The organism is Bradyrhizobium sacchari (assembly GCF_002068095.1).
In the GTDB taxonomy this organism is placed as follows: Bacteria; Pseudomonadota; Alphaproteobacteria; order Rhizobiales; family Xanthobacteraceae; genus Bradyrhizobium; species Bradyrhizobium sacchari.
The window spans coordinates 6805-26849 of the sequence record NZ_LWIG01000003.1 but is presented as its reverse complement, the minus strand read 5'-3'; the positions used below and the strand labels follow the sequence as shown (position 1 = coordinate 26849).

The following is a 20045-nucleotide window of genomic DNA, read 5'->3' as shown; positions in this document are numbered from 1 at the left end:
TGTCAGGCCCAAGAGTGAGGGCATAGCAGCCGAACGGTAGCCTCCCCTCACCACTCTCCGCCTTCACCCATCTCCAGGATGACAAGCTCAGCCGGCGGTACGATGACGTCATCCAGGATCCATAACCCAGATCCCTCGCCTACGAGCAATGCCCGGGTTTTCCCTGTCAGGCCTTCGAGCCACGGCACAGCAAACCAGAGAAGCGCTGCGAGCTGCAGCGACACGTTCGCCCCGAAAGCTGTCTGGTAGGCGATCAAGGGATAGTGCCCTGCGTCGAGAGGCCATTGCTCGAGAATCAGTCCCGTTCCGTATTGCACGATGAATGCCCAGCCAAATTGCAAGACGTTCAAAGCGCCGTTCGCCCGCGCCACCAGTGCAATCGGGAAATAATCTCCTATGATGGCGTAGGTCAGAGCTGTCGCTGACGCTGCGACGGAAACGGCGGACCAGGGCAGGAGCGAGGGCCAGGGAGGGTGCAGGATCAGCACGAGCTCAGCTCCGATCAACAACACCGCGACGAACGCAAAGAGAACTTCCGTTGCCTTGCTGCGGCCGCGAACCCCATTTGCAAGCAGGCCCAGGAACAGTGCACTGACGCTCAGCGCAACAGCCATCGTAAACAGTTCATCGACGAGTTTTGTTCGGTCCAGCCGCTCGACATCGCTCAGCCAGGGTGCCGCCCACAAGGATTGCAATGCCCAGGCTGATCCGATGCAGGTCGCCGACAGAGGCGCAATTCGCCAGAAGCGCGCATCCGAATAGATGGTTCTCAGTGTGGCAAACCTGGCGTGTGGTAGAGACGCCGCGGATCGTTCAGGAACCACAAGGTAAATCAGGACGGCAGCAAGCGCGGTCACCGCGGCCAGTGCCTCGAAGAGGCCCCTCCAGCCGATCCATTCCAGGACCACCTCGGCAGGGGCTGTTGCTGTCACCGCCCCCAATGAACCCAGCATAATCATGAGGCCATTGAGAAGCGCCATACGCTCCCTCGGAAACCAGAGGACGATGATTTTCAGGCCTGACATCAGTGCGGCCGCGGTCCCAAGCCCGATCATGGCCCGGCCAACGAGGAGCGACAGGACGCCTGAAGACAGCGAAAAGAGCGCGGCACCCGCAGCGGCAACGCCCAAAAGTGCGCTCTGAACCCGCCGCGGTCCGAAGTGGTCCAAACACATGCCGATGGGAATCTGGACCACCAAGACGATCAGAAAATAGATCGACGTAAGCAACCCAATATCGGCCGCGCCAAGGCCAAGAGCAGAGGTGAGGCGTTCAGCGAGCAGCGTGTTGATCGTCCGGAACAGGTAGGACAGGTAGTACCCGGCCGCAAACGGAAGAAACACGCAAGTGACGAGCCGCCAAGCTGGAAGGCGCTCGAGGGGTTTTCCGGACGCTATTTTGCTCGGCCTTTGTTCCGGCGCGCTTCTCCCGGCCCTGTCAGCCAGCTCAACAGAAGGAATTCGGCAGCTTGTGAAAGTTTAGATTGCTGCCGCCCTCCTCGGCGGCAGCGCGCGGCTCGCTGTCTGAACCCACGGCGGCTGCCGGCGAAGCTTCCTGATCTGATGGCTCCGAGGCCAGCATGCGTGCTGCACCATCAGATTCAGATGCAGGCGGGCTTGTTCTTGCCAGCCGCTGGATGGTCTTCCGTATCAATGGCTGTCCGAGCCGGACCCGGCGCTCGACCTGCTCGACCAATGCGTTGAAGCGCCGCTCGCCGAGCAGGCAAGCCTCGCGCTGCTCCGATGGTGGCATGGGCGGTGTCACCGTGAGGTGATAGCGCGCATGCAGACCGACCGTCTCGGCGATGATCGCAGTATCGCGCTCGATCCTTTCGATCTGGCCATTCATGCGATCGAGAGCCTCATGAACGTCCCCGTCGGTCGCCGGCCCAGGATCGAGGAAGCGCTCAAGTGCCGTCTTAACCACCGTGCTCTTTTCTGCCCCCGGGCGATTGCTGGCTGCTTCAAGGCGCTGGAACATGCTCTCGGAAAGCTCAACCGTGATTTTCCTGGTTTTCGAACCCTCGTTCGAGTTCGGCTGGGTATGGCTACCAACTTCATTCAACACCGAACTGGGGTAGCCTTCGAGCTCTTCATCGCCTTGCATATTTCTGGTTTTCCACTTTGTGACCGCACAGAGCCACGCCACAGCGCGTGCAGCGCGCGCCGTAGATCCGATCGATCCCGATGAATCGCCCCCAGCGACGATGGCTCACAGAAGAGGCAGGCCGAGCGTCACATCAACTGCAGAGACAGACTTGTCGTACTCTGGCGCAGGCAAAGAAAGGATTGGACGGCTTGGTCAAAGCCCAACCTGTTCGGCTGGCAGCAACATCACAAACTTGGCTATGGATGCGCTAGACTTGAACAAGGCGCCAGCCCCTCTCTTCCTTCACGGCAGCGTGCCGCTGCAGGAAACACCTATCTCTGGATGGGGCCCGCCGAAATCGGGAGCCGTTAGAGTCCCTCGATGGTACGGATAAGTCCTTTCACCCAGGCTTCTCAGAGGCATCAACGTCCATACTCACTTCTTTGAGAAGGGTCGATCCACTGGACAGCCGCCGTCCGAGCGCTTCAACAAAGCGGCTGTAACGCTCAGCTCCTTTGGCGCGCGCGGCCGCAGCTGACTGTTCTGGGAGCGCCGGGGTCGAGTTCAGCCAGAAGCGGATGAACAACGCGATCGTCTCGAGTGTTACAGCATCATTGCGCTCGAGCCGTTCGAGCCCGCGCGCGATCCGGTCGAGCCGCTTGGCGATGGCCGCCTCGCGCCGCTCGGAATCATCGGGCGAAAGGAATGAGGCGATCGCCGCCTCCGCGACCAGCGACTTAGGCTGGCCGCGATGATTCGCGAAGGTGTCGAGGTTCTTGGAGATCGCCGGATCGAGATAGATGCTGAGCTGAACTTTCTTCATCGACAGGCTCAAAGGTCCATGCCATCGTCAGGATCGAGGCTGACATTTCGCGCAACGCCCTGCATAGACTGGCTGAAGGCTTGTGCCTGGACGGCGTCAGCGTCGCCGTCATCCAGCCCCGCATCGAACTCGGTTTCGGCAAGCGGCACCGTCACCTCAATCTCCTCATGCCGCGGCAGTTCCGGCTCCCGGCGCAGGCCCCCATTCGGGTCCTCGCTCCTGCGCTTGCGGCTCGTGAGCAGCGCGGCCGAGGGAGCTATGGGCGCTCGTGATGACCAGTCATCGCCCTGCGCAGCCAAAGTGAGATGTTCGGGGAGTGGCGNCCCGCCGTTGGAGCTGCGGATCCTCGTAGTAGCGGACCTTGCTCGCCCGCACGGGGTGCACCCCGGAAACCATCACGATCGCATCTTTAGGCGAGAGTTGCATGACTTCGCCGGGCGTTAGCAAGGGCCGCGAGGTTTCCTGGCGGCTCACCATCAGGTGCCCAAGCCATGGGCTCAACCGGTGCCCGGCGTAGTTTTTCATCGCACGCAGCTCGGTGGCGGTCCCAAGCGCGTCAGAGACGCGCTTGGCTGTCCGCTCGTCATTGGTCGAGAATGCGATCCGCACATGGCAATTGTCGAGGATCGCATGGTTCGGTCCATAAGCGCGTTCGAGCTGATTGAGGCTTTGGGTGATGAGAAAGCTGCGGATGCCATAGCCGGCCATAAAGGCAAGCTGGCTCTCGAAGAAGTCGAGCCGGCCAAGAGCTGCGAACTCGTCGAGCATCAGGAGGAGCTTCTGCCTACGCCGGTCGGGATCCAAGCTCTCGGTCAATCGGCGCCCGATCTGGTTGAGGATGAGCCGCATCAATGGCTTTGTCCGAACGATATCGGACGGCGGAACGACCAGATAGAGCGAGACAGGTCGAGGTCCCTCGACGAAATCGCGGATGCGCCAGGCGCTCCGTGCGGTGATCTTGGCAACCACTGGATCGCGGTAGAGCCCCAGGAAACTCATTGCGGTTGAGAGAACGCCGGAGCGCTCGTTCTCGCTTTTGTTGAGAAGCTCTCGCGCAGCTGAAGCAACCACCGGATGCACGCTGGTTCCAAGATGGGCCGTTGCCAGCATGGCATTCAGCGTCGCCTCTATCGGGCGGGCAGGGTCGGACAAAAAATTTGCGACGCCCGCGAGCGTCTTGTCGGCTTCAGCGTAGAGGACATGCAGGATCGCGCCGACGAGGAGCGAATGGCTGGTCTTTTCCCAATGATTGCGGCGCTCAAGCGCCCCTTCAGGGTCGACAAGGATATCGGCGATGTTTTGGGCGTCTCTGACCTCGCAATCTCCGCGGCGGATCTCGAGAAGCGGATTGTAAGCGGCGCTGGCGGGATTGGTGGGGTCGAACACCAGCACGGGGCCAAAGCGAGCGCGCCAGCCGGAGGTCAGCTGAAAGTTTTCCCCCTTGATGTCATGAACAATGGTCGATGCGGGCCATGTCAGAAGGGTTGGGATGACAAGGCCGACGCCCTTGCCTGAGCGGGTCGGGGCAAAGCAGAGCACATGCTCGGGCCCATCATGCCGCAGATAATGACCTTGAAACCGGCCGAGCACGACGCCCTCATCTCCTAATAGGCCTGCGCGTCTGACCTCCCGCGAGTCGGCCCAGCGCGCCGAGCCGTAGGTGGTTACGTCCCTCGCCTCGTGTGCCCGAAGGACTGACAGCGCCATGGCTATGGCAGTTGCCGCGATGCCCCCGCTAGCAGCAATTGCACCGCCCTGCAGGAAGATAACAGGTGCGTAGGCATCGAATTGGAACCACCAGACGAAGAAGGCTGCCGGCTGGTAGACCGGCCAATCCCCGAGCTTGAACCAAGCAGGTCCAAGCTGAGGCTGAAACGCAAGCCGCCAGGCGGTCCACTCGGTCGCAGCCCACAGGAAGGCGAGCACGACCAGACAAACCAGGACCACTTGATGCCAAATGATTTTTGTCGCTGACATGGATTGAAAATGTGGTCATGACCGAGGGCTGCACACAAGAAAGGGCATCCCTAGGTCGCAATCACGCGCGTCCCAGCGCAGGATCGGCGGAGCCGTCCGGAAAGTTGGCTCTTGAACCCCAACGGACGTTGCCGACGTCCGCGATGCGCATTTCGCATCCTGCGCACTCGTGCCGGGTGCGCGCCAAAGGTATTAATCTTGCGAAAGACGATCAGCACCATTGTCCGAGCCAAGCCACCTCCACCCAGTTCAAGCAAGACAGGCAGCAGGAGCGGTTCGAGCGGATAACGGACGTTCGATGACCTTTTTGCGCCAGGCACACGCTCGATGCGCCGGAATCCGGCGATGCCGATCAGATAGTCTGCTGAGCGCCACGGCGCTCACCAACAATCAAGGTCGCGCCAAGCGCCATGACAGAGTTGCGCCTGCACAGATTGGCTTTTCGCCTCGGCTGCGCTGGGGTAGCGTTGCTCGCAGGTGTTGCCGTGACAAACGTTTCGAGCTGCAATCGGCGCGATGCGCTCGGTACGGCGCGGGTGCTCGCTGTAGATGCCGCGCTCTTCACGCGCGTCGGGCTGAAGAGGCTTTCCAGAGACGCTTCCTCTGGCGGACCCTGAAGTCGTCCTGACCTTTGATGACGGACCGCGGCCGCCGGAGACGGAAACGGTACTGGCGGCACTCGCACAGAAATGCGCGCGAGCCACGTTCTTTCTGGTCGGCAGATCCTCGGCGGAATTTCCCGAGCTCGTGCGGCGTGTGGCCGCTCAGGGCATACCATAGCGCACCACAGCTGGTCGCATCCGATGATGTCGACCATCCCGTTCGAGCAGGCGCAACACCAAAAAGCCCTCGACACGCTTCTTCCGGTTCCCCTGTTTCGACGCGACGCCAGCGACCCTCGATCTCTTGCAGTCGCGCGGAATCATCGTGTTCGGAGCTGACCTTTTGGCGAGTGACTGGGAGAACGTAACCCCAGAGCAGGAGCTCACGATCCTCATCGAGCGACTTGAAGCCGCTCGTAGCGGTATCATTCTTGCTACAGGATGCGCAGGCACGGACTGCGGCCATGCTGCATGCGTTCTGCGCTACCTGCATCAGAACGGGCACCGGATCGTGCATCTAGTACCGGATGTGGCCAAGAAGAGCGTTGAAGTGCCCCATTGACGTCTTGGCACCCCTTCGCGCATCAGGGCTCGCCACGAGCGGAGATCAACTGCTGCGGGGCAGAGACGGCTTCGGACGACTACGTGGCCTGATCGCGTTCGGTTTGCGACCCCTCAACGTGACAAACCTGTTCCTGCGGGATCGGCAATTCATGCCGCCTTGGACGCCCTTGCGCCAAAGCGAACTAAGAGCTGCCCCACCTCGGCGGCTGGCCTGGCGCCGCTGAACAAAAATCCTTGCACCTCGTTGCAGCCCTCGGCGCGAAGCCAATCCAGCTGCTCCGTAGTTTCCACCCCTTCCGCTGTCGTGCTGATGTTGAGGCTCCGGCCGAGGCCCGAGATCGCCCGCACGATGGCGCCGCACTCAGAGCGTTTCGCCAGATCCTTCACAAAAGAGCGATCAATTTTGATCTTGTCGAAGGGAAAGCTTCGCAAGTAGCTGAGGCTGGAATAGCCCGTTCCAAAGTCATCCAGCGATATGGAAACGCCAAGCTCGCGGAGCTGGTGCAGGATCGCAAGATTTGCCTCCGTCTCCGCCAGAAATACCGATTCGGTGATTTCAAGCTCGAGCCGCTTCGGCGCCAAACCGGAATTCGCCAGCGCTGAAATCACCACCTGAACCAGATTGCGGCTGCGGAATTGTACCGGCGACAGGTTGACTGCAACCTTGATCTCCGAAGGCCACTTGACCGCCTCGTTACAAGCGTCGCGCAGCACCCATTCTCCGATAGGCCCGATCAGCCCGATTTCCTCCGCAATGGGAATAAACTCAGCCGGCGAAATCATGCCCTTCGCTGGGTGAGGCCAGCGCAGAAGCGCCTCAAAACCTGAGATCTTGTCGCTCGCGATCTCGACCAGCGGCTGATAGTGCAGCTCGAATTCGCTACGGGAAAAGGCCCGGCGCAAATCAAGCTCCATCTCGCGCCGTCGCTGCACCTGTAGATCCATCTCCCGCTCGAAAAAGCGATGCGTTCCGCGGCCATCCTCTTTGGCGCGATAGAGCGCCATATCGGAGTTACGCATCAGCTCCGCGCTGCTCGTGCCGTCGCCTGGTGACAGCGCGATTCCGACCGAGGCACCGATAACGATCTGATTGCCATCAATATCGTAAGGAGCACTCAATGTCCTGATCAGGTCGGCCGCGAATTCGCTCACATGCTCCGGCGAGGTATCATCCGTGAGAATTATCGAAAATTCGTCGCCGCCAAGCCGTGCCGCCAAATTATTGCCGGCCACCCTGGACCGCAGCCGGTCGGCCACTTGCTCGAGCAGGTGATCGCCGATGGGGTGGCCGAACGAGTCGTTGACGTTCTTGAAGAGGTCAAGGTCGATACACAGCACCGCGACGCGTTTGCCGGTTGCATTTGCTGTTTCGAGCGCCTCACCGAGCCACCTCTGGTGGAACCCGCGGTTGGCGAGGTTGGTCAACCCGTCGTGCAGTGCCATATGGGCGATGCGGGCCTCTGCTTTGCGCCGTTCGGTAATGTCGACCACCACGACCAGATAGCCCTCGCGCCCCTCGATCATGAGGCGTCGCCCAAAGGTCAGCACAGAAATCTCAGTGCCATCAGCCCTGACATGGCGCCAGGGATGTTCAGATTGATAAATATCGCCCGCATCTCGGAGCGCCCGCGTATAGCTGACCCGCTCGTCGTCTGGCCAGATCTCCTGAACTTTCATTCGCAGGAAGGTCTCGCGAGCATAGCCATAGTGCTGCACTGCTGCGTCATTAACTCTAACGAAGTCCATTGTCTCGGCGTCGAACGCCCACATCGGCATCGGATTGCTGTCGAACAGCAACCTGAACGAGGCGTCTCGGCGCTTGAAGGACGTGACGTCGGAAATGACCACAGACACGATGTCGCCAAAGGCACTCACGCGCATGCGCAGGCTCTGATCACCGTGTTCGATCTCGAACTGGTCACCGACGTCATTCACGACCGTGGCGCCCAACCGCTCTATAACCTCTTGCGAGCAGAGCAGATGGTCTGAACTGCTGAGGCGCTGCAGCAACAGGTTGCCCTCTTCCACACCGAGCAGTCTTGCTGCTGCCTGATTGTGGTGCACAACTTGAAAATCAAATGGTCTGCCTGAGGGATCGCGAATGGTTGAGAGGGAGACGACGCCATCGCCGGTCTTGCAAAAGATTGCATCGATCAGATTGTATTCCGTAGCGCGCTCGTTGACATAGACGCCGACCAGCGTACCGCCCCAACGCGATAAGGTCGGCAGCGCCAACACGTCGTAGGTCCGTACCATCCCGGCGTGCACGCAATGAGCGGCTGCCAAATAGGGTTGGTTGTTTGCAATCGCATTCGAGGCCGCGCCGGTGAGGACGGTCGCGCAATCCGGACGCAACGCATCCAGTGGAATGTCCCAGCGCGCATCGCACAGCCAGTTCTGCGCATAGCGACCAGTGCGCGAAACGGCAAACTCGCCATTGTCACACCTGAGCAGCACAAGATGATCGGCAAGCCGCCCGAGGCTCCCCAGCAGCACATTTTCGTAGCGGGGAAGCGTTTCGCCGGGCTTGAGCGCAGCCTGCCACTTGCGCCGCAGGACCGGCATGTCATTGAACACCCTCGCATCTGATTTCACAAATTGCCTGTTGGCAGCACTCATCACACGCCCCGCTGACCTAAGCTTCCTGCCCGGGCGGCATCAAATCCAGCCTGGCTTAATTCGCTCTTAAAAGACGATACGGTCGCGATCTGGCCCTGCTGATTGATGGCGCCGCCAAAAACATCACGCGTGACCGTCTCAATACCTCACGACGCAGAAAGTTCGCAGCGAGAAGCAAGAATAAGACGAAAAGCGTTTCCAAGCGCCAGGGTGACGACGCGAATCTGCAGCAGAATATTCCGAAGGTCGCGCGCCCGGCAGGAGCGCTCGTCAATTTCGAGCGTCATTTTTTGTCGGATGTCCGATTTGTATGACTACATTTGCCGATCGGCGCAGGCGGCCAGCAAATCCGCAATGTTGATTTTGCTTGAGGGGCCGTCCCAGGGAGATGCGCTATAACTAAGCCCATGTTAAAGAAACGTGATGGCTGCCAGCGTGAGGAGGCAACCTATGAAAACGAGTGATGTAACATGCCCTCAATGCGGTGCCGGCTTTCGCCGTCTTGAGCTTACGTCTGAACGGGGCCTCCAAGGAAAGTACTACTGCCCTGCTTGCGGCACACTGATCGAGGAGCTCGGAACGGCTCAGCTTGTGCTTTATCGGCTGACGGTACAGCCTTCCACCAAAGCGATCCGCAATCAATGGCGTCGTCTTGATTGCTCCCGCTCTGGCTAAGGAGCTTGGGTGGGTTCGCTCAATTTGTTGGTGTCCTATAGCGAGATCAGCGCGACCGTTCCCTAAAGCCGCTCAAAGAGCATCCCTGGCGACTTTCAATGGTGACGCCGCGGGCTTCAGCTGCACTGATTTGCCTCGTTCGTGAACGGATTTGCGCCCATCCCGCTTGGACTGATGCAATAACCTGAAGCTCATCTGCGCCTTTTTTGGCTGAATCTCCCCAGTGCACCGTACAGACCGGCAGCTAACTCGGAGAGCGTACCTGACCCTAGCAAGACCCGCTCGTGCACGCGGCTAGACCCACCATTTCCTTCAGCAGCGCAAATTGTCTCGTTCGCCTCAATGCGCCTGGACCGGCGGTCGCCTTACGGGGCTTCCGGACGGATAACGTCCTGCTGCCTTTCGGCTCACCACCGCCTCACTCTGGCCAGGCACTCCAAACGATTGGCCTGCCGCTCGATCACAACCCCAATCCCAGCTTGCGGGTGAACGTCCAGTCGACACGGCCCCCTGGCATGACGATGCCGGAAATGTGCCGGCCGATCTGCGGCTCGAGGGCGTCTCGCCATGGCACGAGACTGAAACACAGACCGTCATCAAGCATTGCGAACCGGCCGCTGCTTAGCTGAGTGGCACCGACGAGCTGCCCGCTGACGCTGTCGCCGACGGCGGCCGGCCGCCATCGCAGGCCGCGTTCAGCCGCAAGCGCCTCGCCGGCGCGCGCGATGTCGGCGGCCTCAAGCCTCTGAATCAGGTCCTTTGGCGCCCGAATGTTGCCGTCACCGAGGTCTGTCACGTGGCCCGCGTCGATTAAGGCTAGCTTGCGCTTGGCCAGCGCCGCCCTGACCTCTTGGCCAAACCCTTCGCCCGCGAGCGGGATGCGCTGACGGGAGACCAGCTCGCGATCGAGCCATGTCGCGCCGTCGTGGCGAATCTGCTGATCAAGGTCGGTGGGAGACAGGATGCTAATGCGGATGTTGGCCCGGTCGCGAGCAAGATCGTAGGCTTGGCCGCGTTTGGTAAGATCGGTCGGGATGCGCCAGTGATCGGCGTCGATCCGCTCGACCTGGCCGGCCCGCCGTAGCGCCTCCAGGCGGCGAACGTGCGAGCGGACGAAGGCTTGCGGATCACCGCCGATACTGTCGATGGCAGCACGTGCCCGCTCAAGGTGTTCGGTCGGGCGATAGATGCCGCCCTCGCCTGCGACGTCGATGACGTTGCGGTCCGCCGCACGCAGCCCGGGAGGGGCGGAGCCGGCCGCGACGATCATGCCTCTGCCGACATCCTCCGCGCGGGCGGCATCCATCTCGATGTGATGCACGTGCCCGTCTACAGCGTCGATCAGCAGGCGGACCTTGTCACTCATCTCGTCGCCCCCAAGGCCCTTCTCGAGCACGCGGCCAACGATGCGCTCGGTTACCTCACCGCGATGCACCACATAGCGCGAGAGATGGCGGTCCTCCGCCAAACCGTCGCGCTCCAGCGCCCGGTGCATGGTCTTGATGATGTCACCGCGCTCCCCAAGCTCTCGTAGAACGGACTCCGTCTTCGAAGAGACAACCCAGTGCCCGCTCTCGACCTCACTTGCGAGCCCCATCCGCTCCAGCTTGCGCGCCCGCTCGATCAGGAGCGCACGATTCTGACGGAGTGCATCCCGCATGTCCCGACCGGGACGCAAATCGGAGAACTCCCTGCCTTGCTGTTCGGCGATGAGCATCCGGTCAAGCCGGGTGAAGCGGTCGGCCTCCACTTCCCGTTCGAGCTGCTTTGCCACCTCGAGCTCGGTCTGACGGCCGAGTTCCAGCGTCACGATCTCGCTCGCCCGCTCACGGATGCCATGAGCGATATAGTCGCCGGCAACATTGAGGGTTTTGCCGTTGTCAGTGATACCCCGCACGATGATATGGGTGTGCGGGTGGCCTGTGTTGTGATGGTCGACCGCGATCCAGTCGAGCCTGGTCCCGAGGTCGGCTTCCATTTGCTTCATCAGATTGCGGGTGGTCTCGCGCGGATCGGCAAGCTCCTCGCCGTCCTCGGCAGAGACGATGAAGCGAAACTGATGGCGGTCCTCGCGTCCCCGCTCGAGGAAAGCCCGGCCATCTTCGGTATCGCGGTCCGCCGAATAGACCTGACCCTTCTCGCCGTCCTTGGTCACGCCATCGCGTTCAAGGTAGCGCAGGTGGGCATCGACTGCCTTGGCGCTGGCGAACCCGCGCCCCCTGGTCCCGCCGCGCTGCGGGTTGAGCTTCACGATGCGAGCCTTGACTGCCACGCGTCGAGCCCGCGTGCGCGGCCCGCTTCCGTCCCGAGTCCACGCACTGCGTTCCTTCAGCATCAGCGCGACCGCAGCGCCCCTGCCGCGCGCATTGAAACGCCCACTTCCTTTGCCGGCCCTCCCAACGCGGTCGGGGTTGCCGCCGGCCCGGCGGATGGCCTGTTTGACGTGGCCTAGGAAGCTGGCCGGACGTGAACGCTTCGCGCGAATCGGACGCGGGCGCGTCTGTACACGACCACGATCCCGAACCTTCCCGGGACGGATGCGAAAGTCGTCTTCGCTGCTCGCCATCAGATGACGATCGGAGGTCGAACTACGGCAGACAAGAGCCGAACGCTGCCGTCGCACGATAGCGAAAGATTCCTGCCGCCAGCGTAAGTACTGCGGTCGCTCGGCCGGCGCACATTGCAGCCATTCGCGCTTCTGGCCATTGAAAACAAATCAGAAAGCGCCAGCGGGCGATGCGGGGCACACCTTGCCCGATATTCAGCGCGCTCGGCCAAAAACAATGTGCAGACAAACTCTTAGGAACGAAGTTCCAGCAGCGAGGTCACTCGCTTTATCTTGCCTTCCTAATCGGGCGGGCAAAGTCAACTCATTCCTAGGTTTTTCCTCGAGTCCTCGCAAAATAAGCATCGCTGCTTCCCTCCATCTACGACGCACAAACGTCACCACACCGCGTTGCAGTGGCCTTCACCAGGCGGGGTCCATGCGTTCCTTCGCGTTCAGCACTTCGGCCGTCGCATGCTCTTCATCAGGTTCGTGAACAGGGCTGTCCAAGCAGTCCGGCGCTCTCGTCCCCGAAGGGCGGCAGCAGGCAAGAGATAGCGGACATTCCCCGTTTCGCGGCCCCGCCAGGGGACGCTCACCGCGCGCGCGGATCTCTAATTTCGCTCCTCCTCAACAGGCCGACCCAGCGCAAATCCGTCATCATCTGCCTCGCGGCTACCGCGCTGGTTTCAACCGCAGCCGTTGCGTCACCTTGGCGCCGAATCCGACGTGGAAATCGGTCTCGCTGACCCACATCCGGTGCAGAATGCTGGGCGAGCTTGCGCGCCGCCGCGGTGATCGCGCACGGCATGCTCGACCGTTTGGCGATCCGCAAGCCCACGCCCGCAGTGCCGACCATTTCCTGACCCGCAGCAGCAGGCTTGCGGCCGCCTCGCAAAGCGCCTCGCGCACGGCGACGTCGCCCTGTTTGCTGATCCGCCCTTCGTAGTCGATCGACGTGCCGAATTGGTGCCGCCTCGGCGTCAAGCCAAATGCGCGCCGACCGTTCGCGATCGCGCAAAGCGCCGGGGATCGTCGACGCCCATACCGGTCGCGGTTTCCCAGGGGCCAGACTTCCAAGCCAACAGACTCTCGGTACTCGCGGCGTTTCGCGACAAAATGCAGTTCGGGTCATTGCGGTAGATCCTTCAATGGCGCCTGCCCGAACACGTTGGCTGGTGCCCGATTCATTCCGAAAAGCCACCGCGACTTGGCAGTTGACTTGCGAAGCACCCCTGTTTGCGAGCGTTTGCGATAGCGATCGTTACCCGAGTGGCCGAGACACCCGTAGGGTGGCTCGGTGAGGAGCGAAGCGACGAGTAGAGCGCGGGCCGAACGCATCGCCCGTATGCCATCAGAACGTTATTATCGCACTCCTCCGCGAACTCTTGCCCGCGTGAGCGAAAGTAGCAAACCCGAAAGTCCTAGCGTCATGATCGTGTTGCAGCGTTTCGAATGCAAACCGAATGTCGGCCTTGGGGGCGCCGGCGAAGCTGGAAAGTGGCGGCTGATATCACGAGCTACCCGATGTGCAGCCGCCGGACGCTTCCCCTACCCGTTCGCCCCATCTATGCCTTTCCGCACCGGCCCCAACTGTGTGCCGGAACTCGGAGCTTATTGCGATCGCTCATCGTTTCAGCAACGCGTCTGAACGAGGCACAAACAAACCATGCGAGCGAGGAGCAAGCATTGATCCAGACGCCGGGTCCGCGGGCTGTGATCCCATCACAGATTGATCACCCGAAGCCGATGGCCGGTTGCCGAATGAATTTGCTCCTCGTTGAGCAAACAGATTCGCATGCGATCTGTCGAAGATCTGGCTTGTAGCAGAGTTGTGATCGTTCCTGCCAATTTCGAGCAAGGCTGCTAGCCGCCGAACATAAGCCTGCGTTTCATCCGGAAGCGGCCGGCCTGCAACCAGATGCTCTTCAAATCGCTTTGGGCCTGCATTGTAGGCAGCGAGAAAGCCTTCGGTTCCAAAGCGATCGAGCATCTCGCGCAGATAGGCCGCACCCGCCACGATATTATCGTGAGCGTCGAACGGATCCAGTCCGAGATTGTAGCGAGCGCTCAGCTCAATCCAGGTCTGCGGCATGATCTGCATCAGGCCGAGAGCGCCCCGCGCCGATTTGGCGCTCATTTTCCCTTCGCTTTCGACCGCGATCACGCTCATGATCCAACGCTCCGGGATCGCAAATCGAACAGAAGCCTCGGCCACGAAGCTGGCATATGCAGCGGGTTTGGGTGAATCTGTTTGAGCGAGCGAAGCCGGTTCCGCCCTGCTGGCCGACGGCGCTCCGAGCATTTGCAAGATGCCGATAGAGCAAATCATTGTGGCTGTCACTGAGCGGCGCGCGATCACTGAGGACGGCACATTTCTGGCTCGGCATGGCCGAATGCAGCGGCAGGTATCCATACTGGTTCTCAGATCTATGGCTGAAGTGGAAGCCCTGGGCTCCGGATGCGAAAACGCCACCGCCGTAGGCGGGCGGCGCAAGACACGATTGTTCACTCTTCCTTGGTCCACACAGCGATTGCCTGCCCGATTACGGCGGATCTCGCGATCGGCCCAAAATATCGTCCATCGAGCGAGTCGGTTGACTGCCAGTTCATGAGAAAGACTTGGTCTAAGGGTATCGCCAGACAACCTTGCCAGACCGGCAACGGCCTGCCACGGCCGTCACGCTCGCGTGCCTCGCCCATTTCGATGTTGTCGACCGAGATCGTGAGCCCGGTTCTGCAGACGGTTTGTCCTGGGAGTGCCGCCACTCGTTTGAGCATCGGCACGCCGGCAGGCAAATAGCCGTTGAGGTCAAGGAAGCTGGACAGCGGCTCGGGTACCCGAACGGCCAGCAATTCAGTGACGTTCAATCGCCCGGTCTCTTGCAGGCGATAGAGGCCGATCGGAACGCTTTGCGAGGCGTTCCAGATGTAGGATGGCTTTGCTTGCTCGCCGGATGACAAGGCGAGCGCCGCGGCACCAAGCATGGCGGCAACGATTCTGAGCCGTGCCATCAGAATGTTATCCTTCGGCGATTGAGCCAGGCCCGGTGGCGCGCGAGGGTGTAGGTGCGTGGGCTTTCATTGACCAACAGACGGTTGTGAACGTGGTGCCAGTATTCCGGAGCAACATCAGAAGGATCGATGCCGAGCGACTCGACGGCTTCGATCAGTTGCAGTGCGCACTCGACCTTGGGCCAGCCGGAAAGCCGCAAAAAGCTCTCTGCACCGGGGCTGATCCCAGGTACCGTCGAGTAGGGCTCACCCGGTTCGACGGCACGCACAATGTCAATGCGAGATAGCACCGTCCCGAAGTCATTCGATGTCCATCGGACGTATGCGAAGATGCTGCCGGGCCGGAACGAAAGGATGCGCCGGTGAAATCCACGACCCTTTCCTCGACAGGTTTGCCGAACCGAATCCGGTTCTCGATGCGGTTCTCAAGCCACAGAAGCTCAACCTCCGTCAGTTCACTCATCTGCGATCTCCGTGTGCTGACCAGATGTTTTGAAGGCGCACAATTTGCTGGTGCCTGCCGCAGCAGGCGAAGATCTGAGCCTTTGGCCGTGGCGTCGTGTGGAGCGAATAAGCCCGGACAGCGTCAGAAGCCGCTCGGCAGTTTCGGCAACCGAACAGAGGTGCTGTTCCGTTAGAGGGAATCCGAAGGATTCCTGGTTACGGAAGTTACAGCAGCGAGAAGGACTTGCACCGCAACGAGTTGGCCGCCCTTTTGGCCCGTGATGGCAGGTGTACGCGGTGCTTGATCGCGCGACTATCACGGTCCCTGATGGCACGAGGCAATTCGCAGCCTGTTGTCCGCTCGTGACAGCAGCAGGCGCTTGCGCAATCGCCTGTTGTACGGATCGAGCGGGATCGGCGTGAAGTTCAATCGCTCTACGACATTCAGGTCTCGCGTGATAAGAAGCTGATAGCCCGGCAATGTTTGACGACGGACGATGTCGCGCACATCGCAGGCAAATTGTTTCAGCGGTGAGAGGCTGCCAGACTTGGCATGCAGGTGCACCAGATCGAAGCTCCAGCCGCCATGCCGACGGCCACCATGCTTCCGGACGAGGCGGTAGAGCCAGCGTTCCAAGTATAGAACCAGTCCGGTGTGACGAGCTCCAATCCACGTGACCGCCTGTTGGCATCTGCTGTCTCTTTCCATTCGTTGATCCAGGAAAAGCGATGCGCGCGCCGTTCGGTAGGCTGGCGAATCGACCTCAAAACGGTGGTTGATTGCAGCCGATCGAGCGCAGCTTTGAGGTGATCGTAGTCGTGCATGCTGGCCCCCCGGCCGATTCGACCGACGTGGGTCAGCGCCGCTCCTTGCCTGCGTAGGGGATGGGCGGCTGCCGCTTCGCCGGCAGCACGGCACCGTTGCCGGGATCGCTTGTCGATGTTTTGGCCCCACGATCTACCCATGCCTTGAGGTCCTCGAGCGCATAGACGACGCGACCGCCGAGCTTGCGGTAGGTCGGACCCGTGCCATAGGTGCGGTGCTTTTCGAGCGTTCGCCCGGATAAGCCGAGAAAGCGCGCAGCTTCGGGCGTGCGCAGGTAGCGTGGCGGCAAGCCGCCATCTGAATCGGGCATGTTAGGGGCTCCGTGACAATCTGGAGCGCAACCGAGTTAGGCCGCGCGTTCTCGGTCAGGATAGCGCAGCAGAGCAGCCTAGGGGGATGCCGAAGATGCCGGGATGATTTTCGGCACCCTGCCTTATTCCTTGCGGGACATTAGGCGGAGCAAGGCGCGATAGCCGCCGTACACCAGCTCAAGGCCAGTCTTCACCAGGCGGAGGGTCCGGCTGCGAAGGTCGTGCGTCTTCCAGGCGCGGCCGTTCCCCGAAAAACACATCAGCGATAGCACGGTAAGAGGCGCCATCCATGTGCCCGTCGAGCGCACGCAAGACCAACGCCAGTCGCTCCCGGTGCTGTGGCGAAAGCTGATGATAGGCCATCGATGGCTCGCCACAAACATTGCGAGGCATAGGCGCGGATTTCGTAGTCCGCGCCGAGCGGCAGTTCGGCGGAATAGCCCACCAGGTCGGGGTGGCTGCGGCACCAGAGGTGATGACGCGTCCCCCCGAATTCGCACGACGGCATGCCAGCCGTCGGCCGCTTTCTTGATGCTGTCCCGTGGAAGGTCAGAAAGAGGGAGCGGCGCGCGTTGATCCGTGAGGCTGGGGTGACCCGGACGACCGGAACTACGCTTGGGAAAGCCTCGGGCGCCCCGCGTGATGCATCGGCGCGATCACGAGAGAGATATTCTCTCATTCGAACGACAGAGGGAATGTTTACTGTTTGGCCGCGCCCCGCGAAGCAGATGGCGGTAACCCTGGTCCGCCATCCAATTCGCGCGGGCGAGATGAGTATCGAATGCAGTGCGTGCGCGGGCCGGTTCGCGATCCGGATCGATGCGGAGGACTTCCTTCCAATCGGCGCCTTCAGCCGCAGCATCGAGAAGGCGCCGGTAGATCACCAGATGCCGCTCATCATAGAGCGTGAGAACAGGATCGTCTGGAGCTGTATCGGCGACATCAGCATCTTGTGGCGGGGTTTGCATGGGTACTGCGATCAACTTTGTTGCCTAATATTACCCAATTCTCACAAGTGTCACCATGCGAGTGCCACAAAATAACGGTCGAGGATAACTTTCTCCAATGCCGAGCTTAAACGCGCGGCTCCTCGAAGAGGCTCAGCCGCAAGATAGCCACCTTCCGCGTATTGCCGATTTCGATTCGGCCTAGGCCTCAGTCGGGAGGCGGTCGCCGAACGCATGCGTGTCGATCGCCCATTCGTAAGCAGCATGGAGCGTGGACTGCAAAACGCGACGTTGCTGGCAGTTTGGCAGGTTGCTCAAGCGCTCGAAGTTCGGTCTGCAGAGCTGCTTAATGAAAAATCCTCCAGGATTCGCAGCCGATAGCTCACTTGTGCGCGGCAGGTAGCTGTTGGGTCGTTTGGCAATGCGCGCTAGCGGCTGTGTCGACTTTGGAGGACTAGCAGTGCCGCCACGAGGCGCACAGAGAGCTAGGAGAGGGTTGATCTGAGCGTCCGCGCAGGGAATGGGGCCATTCACGTCTTTGCCCGCCTTTTCTCGGTACGAAGCGCGGCGTATCGGCCGCTGGGCTCGGATGTGCTATGGTCAGGCGGATATTGCGCAGTCAAGCGGCCGGTTGTGGCCGGAACGGGAAGGGTCGTGCGACAAGCCGACCGTGTTTGGTGCTGGGCGACAAGGTTCCGCCGACGGCATTCTTGAGCCTTTTGAAGGCGCCGGTGCTTCCGCACGTGACGCCTTGGCCAGGTCGCCGCTTCGAGAGGAGAACCCCGCCCGAGCAACTCGGGCGGGGCTGGAGGTTGCCTCACTCACCGCTCTTGCGGGGCCGGGACCAGAGCAGCGTGTAGCCTTCGCCGCCCTCGTCATCGAACAGGTTCGCGTAGATCGGTGCGTTGAAGGAGGGATCGTCGAGCTTGAGTGAGAGATAGTCGCGGCCTTCCTCGGAGCGCTTCGACCAGGCTGCCCCGATCTCGGCTCGGCCCACATAGACGCGATGAGTCGGCGCGTTGTCGTTGGACCGGTTGGCCTCGGCGACGATGCGGACGCCTTTGGCTTGCAAGCTCAGGGTGATGATCTCGCCCTGGAAATCATTGCCGACCTTCTTGAAAGAACCGATGTTAGCCATGTCACTTCTCCTGTTGGGTTTCGAGCCCGCGACCACCGCGGCCTCGATGGCGACCTGAAGGCCGAGGACGATCGGCGACGCACCCGCGCTTTGAGGGCCGGAGCGCAGCGGAGGACGCCTTGGTTGAGACTTTCTTGTCTCGCGAGGAATGGGCGCAAGCCCAGGGGAAGAAAGTCTCAATCCATGGCGTTGCGGCTCGGACGATCGAGGCGCAGCCGGTCTCGGCCAGATCGAGCCATCAACGAGGCCACGTGAGTCCGCGTGCTAAACCGCAATGCAGAGATGACGTTGCGTATGTTGGTTCTCCTGAACAAGAGGTCCCAATGATTGGGCGTGCAAAGAGAAACAACTTGCTGCAAAAGGCGGTATCGTCTCCCATCAAGTGATCAAGAACCCGCCCGCCGCTCCAAATGTGTGCCCGAACTTCGTGCGGTTGGCGAATACGCCCAGAAAGTGCATCAGTCATCTCTTGCTTGAGCTCGGCGGTCGACCTGGACGCGCCTCTCCAAGCGAACAAGCTCGATCATGAAAAGGTCTGCCTGGCTATCGCTTGGACCTGGTCGCCGGAAGAGCTGGTTGCGACAGGTTGGCAGCTTGCCCATTCGGCTCGAACGAGCAGGTTTCGGCTGATGCATTCAAGCGCGCCCATGCCGTCCAGCAAGCGGACACTGCGCCCATGCAGGCAAAAACCTGACGCCAGGCTGGCAATGGCATGCCGATATGAGACAGTGCGAACGCTACCTGATAGCCGGCGACCGCGGCTGGAATAGAGAATGCGGCCGGGACGAGGATGCGCAATATGAGAGATCGGCCGGCGACAACGGTGAACTGGCCAATGACAAGCACAAGCCCCCCGCTTCCGATCCCGACAAGAAGTGCGCCAAGGAGGCCGGCACCGCCGTGGAATGCGACCATCCCGACATTCAATGCGACGAAAAACGGCAAAGCATAGACCGCCAGCGCGAAAATCGCCCAGCAGAACAAGCCGATGCCAAGCGTATTGAGAACAAGCCCAAGCGCGAGCATGGTGGAGGCTCCATCAATAGGTTTATGGGTTGCGCCTTCCACCACCACCGCGGCGCACAAGAGATGTTGGACGCAAACGCGGCGGAGTTGCGGCATACACAACTCCGTTTCATGGTTCGGTCGCCATCAGGGCGGCGCTCACGTGCCCCCGAACTTCCAAACGGGAATGCCCAGGCGCCTTGCCTTATCGGCGAGATTGTCCTGGATGCCCGTGCCCGGAAAGTGCATCACCCCGATCGGGAGGAGCTCCAGCATGGCATCGTTACGCTTGAACGGTGCGGCCTTGGCGTGCCTGGTCCAGTCGGGCTTAAAGGCGATCTGAGGCACCTTGCGATTGGTGGCCCATTTTGAAGCGATCAGTTCGGCGCCTTTCCGCGAGCCGCCATGAAGCAGGACCATGTCGAGATGCTTGGCGTAGACCTTGTCGAGGCGGTCCCAGATGAGG

The 20045-nt window shown here is 60.9% G+C and carries 15 protein-coding genes and 5 pseudogenes; 2 read left to right on the top strand and 18 right to left on the bottom strand.

Going from position 1 to position 20045, the window contains the following annotated elements:
* Positions 1-47: 47 nt before the first annotated feature.
* The 4 genes from A5906_RS05375 to A5906_RS05360 all read right to left on the bottom strand — a co-directional run.
* Positions 48-1343, bottom strand: coding sequence for an MFS transporter (locus A5906_RS05375; RefSeq protein WP_245326601.1), 1296 nt, complete (start codon positions 1341-1343; stop codon positions 48-50).
* 103 nt (positions 1344-1446) lie between these two features.
* On the bottom strand, positions 1447-2106 hold the full coding sequence (locus A5906_RS05370) for a hypothetical protein (RefSeq protein ID WP_080134257.1): 660 nt from the start codon (positions 2104-2106) through the stop codon (positions 1447-1449).
* A gap of 382 nt (positions 2107-2488) precedes the next feature.
* Positions 2489-2911, bottom strand: coding sequence for a CopG family transcriptional regulator (locus A5906_RS05365; RefSeq protein WP_080134256.1), 423 nt, complete (start codon positions 2909-2911; stop codon positions 2489-2491).
* Between the two features lie 323 nt (positions 2912-3234).
* A partial coding sequence (locus A5906_RS05360; RefSeq protein ID WP_245326600.1) for a conjugal transfer protein TraG occupies positions 3235-4888 on the bottom strand: 1654 nt, incomplete at its 3' end.
* Positions 4889-5298: 410 nt separating this feature from the next.
* Between A5906_RS05360 and A5906_RS46315 the strand changes: the two are divergent.
* Positions 5299-6052: pseudogene (locus A5906_RS46315) on the top strand (polysaccharide deacetylase family protein).
* Between the two features lie 149 nt (positions 6053-6201).
* On the opposite strand, the gene A5906_RS05350 reads toward A5906_RS46315, so the two are convergent.
* The 11 genes and pseudogenes from A5906_RS05350 to A5906_RS05300 form a co-directional block, all read right to left on the bottom strand.
* The gene (locus A5906_RS05350) at positions 6202-8673 is read right to left on the bottom strand and encodes a putative bifunctional diguanylate cyclase/phosphodiesterase (protein ID WP_080134234.1); all 2472 of its coding nucleotides are present in this window, start codon (positions 8671-8673) and stop codon (positions 6202-6204) included.
* A 146-nt stretch (positions 8674-8819) separates the two neighbouring features.
* Entirely contained in the window at positions 8820-8960 is a 141-nt protein-coding gene (locus A5906_RS42440) for a hypothetical protein (RefSeq protein WP_161495366.1), read from the bottom strand.
* An 848-nt stretch (positions 8961-9808) separates the two neighbouring features.
* A complete protein-coding gene (locus A5906_RS05340) occupies positions 9809-11914 on the bottom strand; it encodes a DUF3363 domain-containing protein (RefSeq protein WP_080134232.1) in 2106 nt (701 codons plus the stop codon).
* Positions 11915-12568: 654 nt separating this feature from the next.
* Positions 12569-12973: a transposase gene (locus A5906_RS46310; RefSeq protein ID WP_161495365.1), complete on the bottom strand. Its 405-nt coding sequence runs from the start codon at positions 12971-12973 to the stop codon at positions 12569-12571.
* Between the two features lie 547 nt (positions 12974-13520).
* Positions 13521-14066 (bottom strand): lytic transglycosylase domain-containing protein, encoded by a 546-nt coding sequence (locus A5906_RS05330; RefSeq protein ID WP_245326599.1) that lies wholly within the window; start codon positions 14064-14066, stop codon positions 13521-13523.
* A gap of 335 nt (positions 14067-14401) precedes the next feature.
* Entirely contained in the window at positions 14402-14908 is a 507-nt protein-coding gene (locus A5906_RS05325) for a S26 family signal peptidase (protein ID WP_080134229.1), read from the bottom strand.
* A pseudogene (locus A5906_RS05320) lies at positions 14908-15371 on the bottom strand (DUF2840 domain-containing protein). The gene A5906_RS05325 and the pseudogene A5906_RS05320 overlap by 1 nt, the downstream one beginning before the upstream one ends.
* 297 nt (positions 15372-15668) lie before the next feature.
* Positions 15669-16195 (bottom strand): annotated as a pseudogene (locus A5906_RS05315) (replication initiator protein A); the annotation flags it as partial.
* Positions 16196-16209: 14 nt separating this feature from the next.
* Entirely contained in the window at positions 16210-16488 is a 279-nt protein-coding gene (locus tag A5906_RS05310; RefSeq protein WP_080134228.1) for a helix-turn-helix transcriptional regulator, read from the bottom strand.
* A 123-nt stretch (positions 16489-16611) separates the two neighbouring features.
* Positions 16612-16852: pseudogene (locus A5906_RS43880) on the bottom strand (DUF2285 domain-containing protein).
* 293 nt (positions 16853-17145) lie between these two features.
* Positions 17146-17457 (bottom strand): DUF2285 domain-containing protein, encoded by a 312-nt coding sequence (locus A5906_RS05300; RefSeq protein WP_080134227.1) that lies wholly within the window; start codon positions 17455-17457, stop codon positions 17146-17148.
* A gap of 192 nt (positions 17458-17649) precedes the next feature.
* Here A5906_RS05300 and A5906_RS05295 point away from each other — a divergent pair.
* Positions 17650-17817 (top strand): annotated as a pseudogene (locus A5906_RS05295) (helix-turn-helix domain-containing protein); the annotation flags it as partial.
* 436 nt (positions 17818-18253) lie between these two features.
* Here A5906_RS05295 and A5906_RS05290 read toward each other — a convergent pair.
* The 3 genes from A5906_RS05290 to A5906_RS43875 form a co-directional block, all read right to left on the bottom strand.
* On the bottom strand, positions 18254-18574 hold the full coding sequence (locus A5906_RS05290) for a DUF736 domain-containing protein (RefSeq protein ID WP_080134225.1): 321 nt from the start codon (positions 18572-18574) through the stop codon (positions 18254-18256).
* A gap of 543 nt (positions 18575-19117) precedes the next feature.
* Positions 19118-19696 carry a hypothetical protein gene (locus A5906_RS05285; RefSeq protein ID WP_245326598.1) on the bottom strand — a complete coding sequence of 193 codons (579 nt, stop codon included), beginning with the start codon at positions 19694-19696 and terminating at the stop codon, positions 19118-19120.
* A 42-nt stretch (positions 19697-19738) separates the two neighbouring features.
* The coding region (locus tag A5906_RS43875) for a DUF2493 domain-containing protein (RefSeq protein ID WP_245326597.1) at positions 19739-20045 on the bottom strand (307 nt) is incomplete at its 5' end.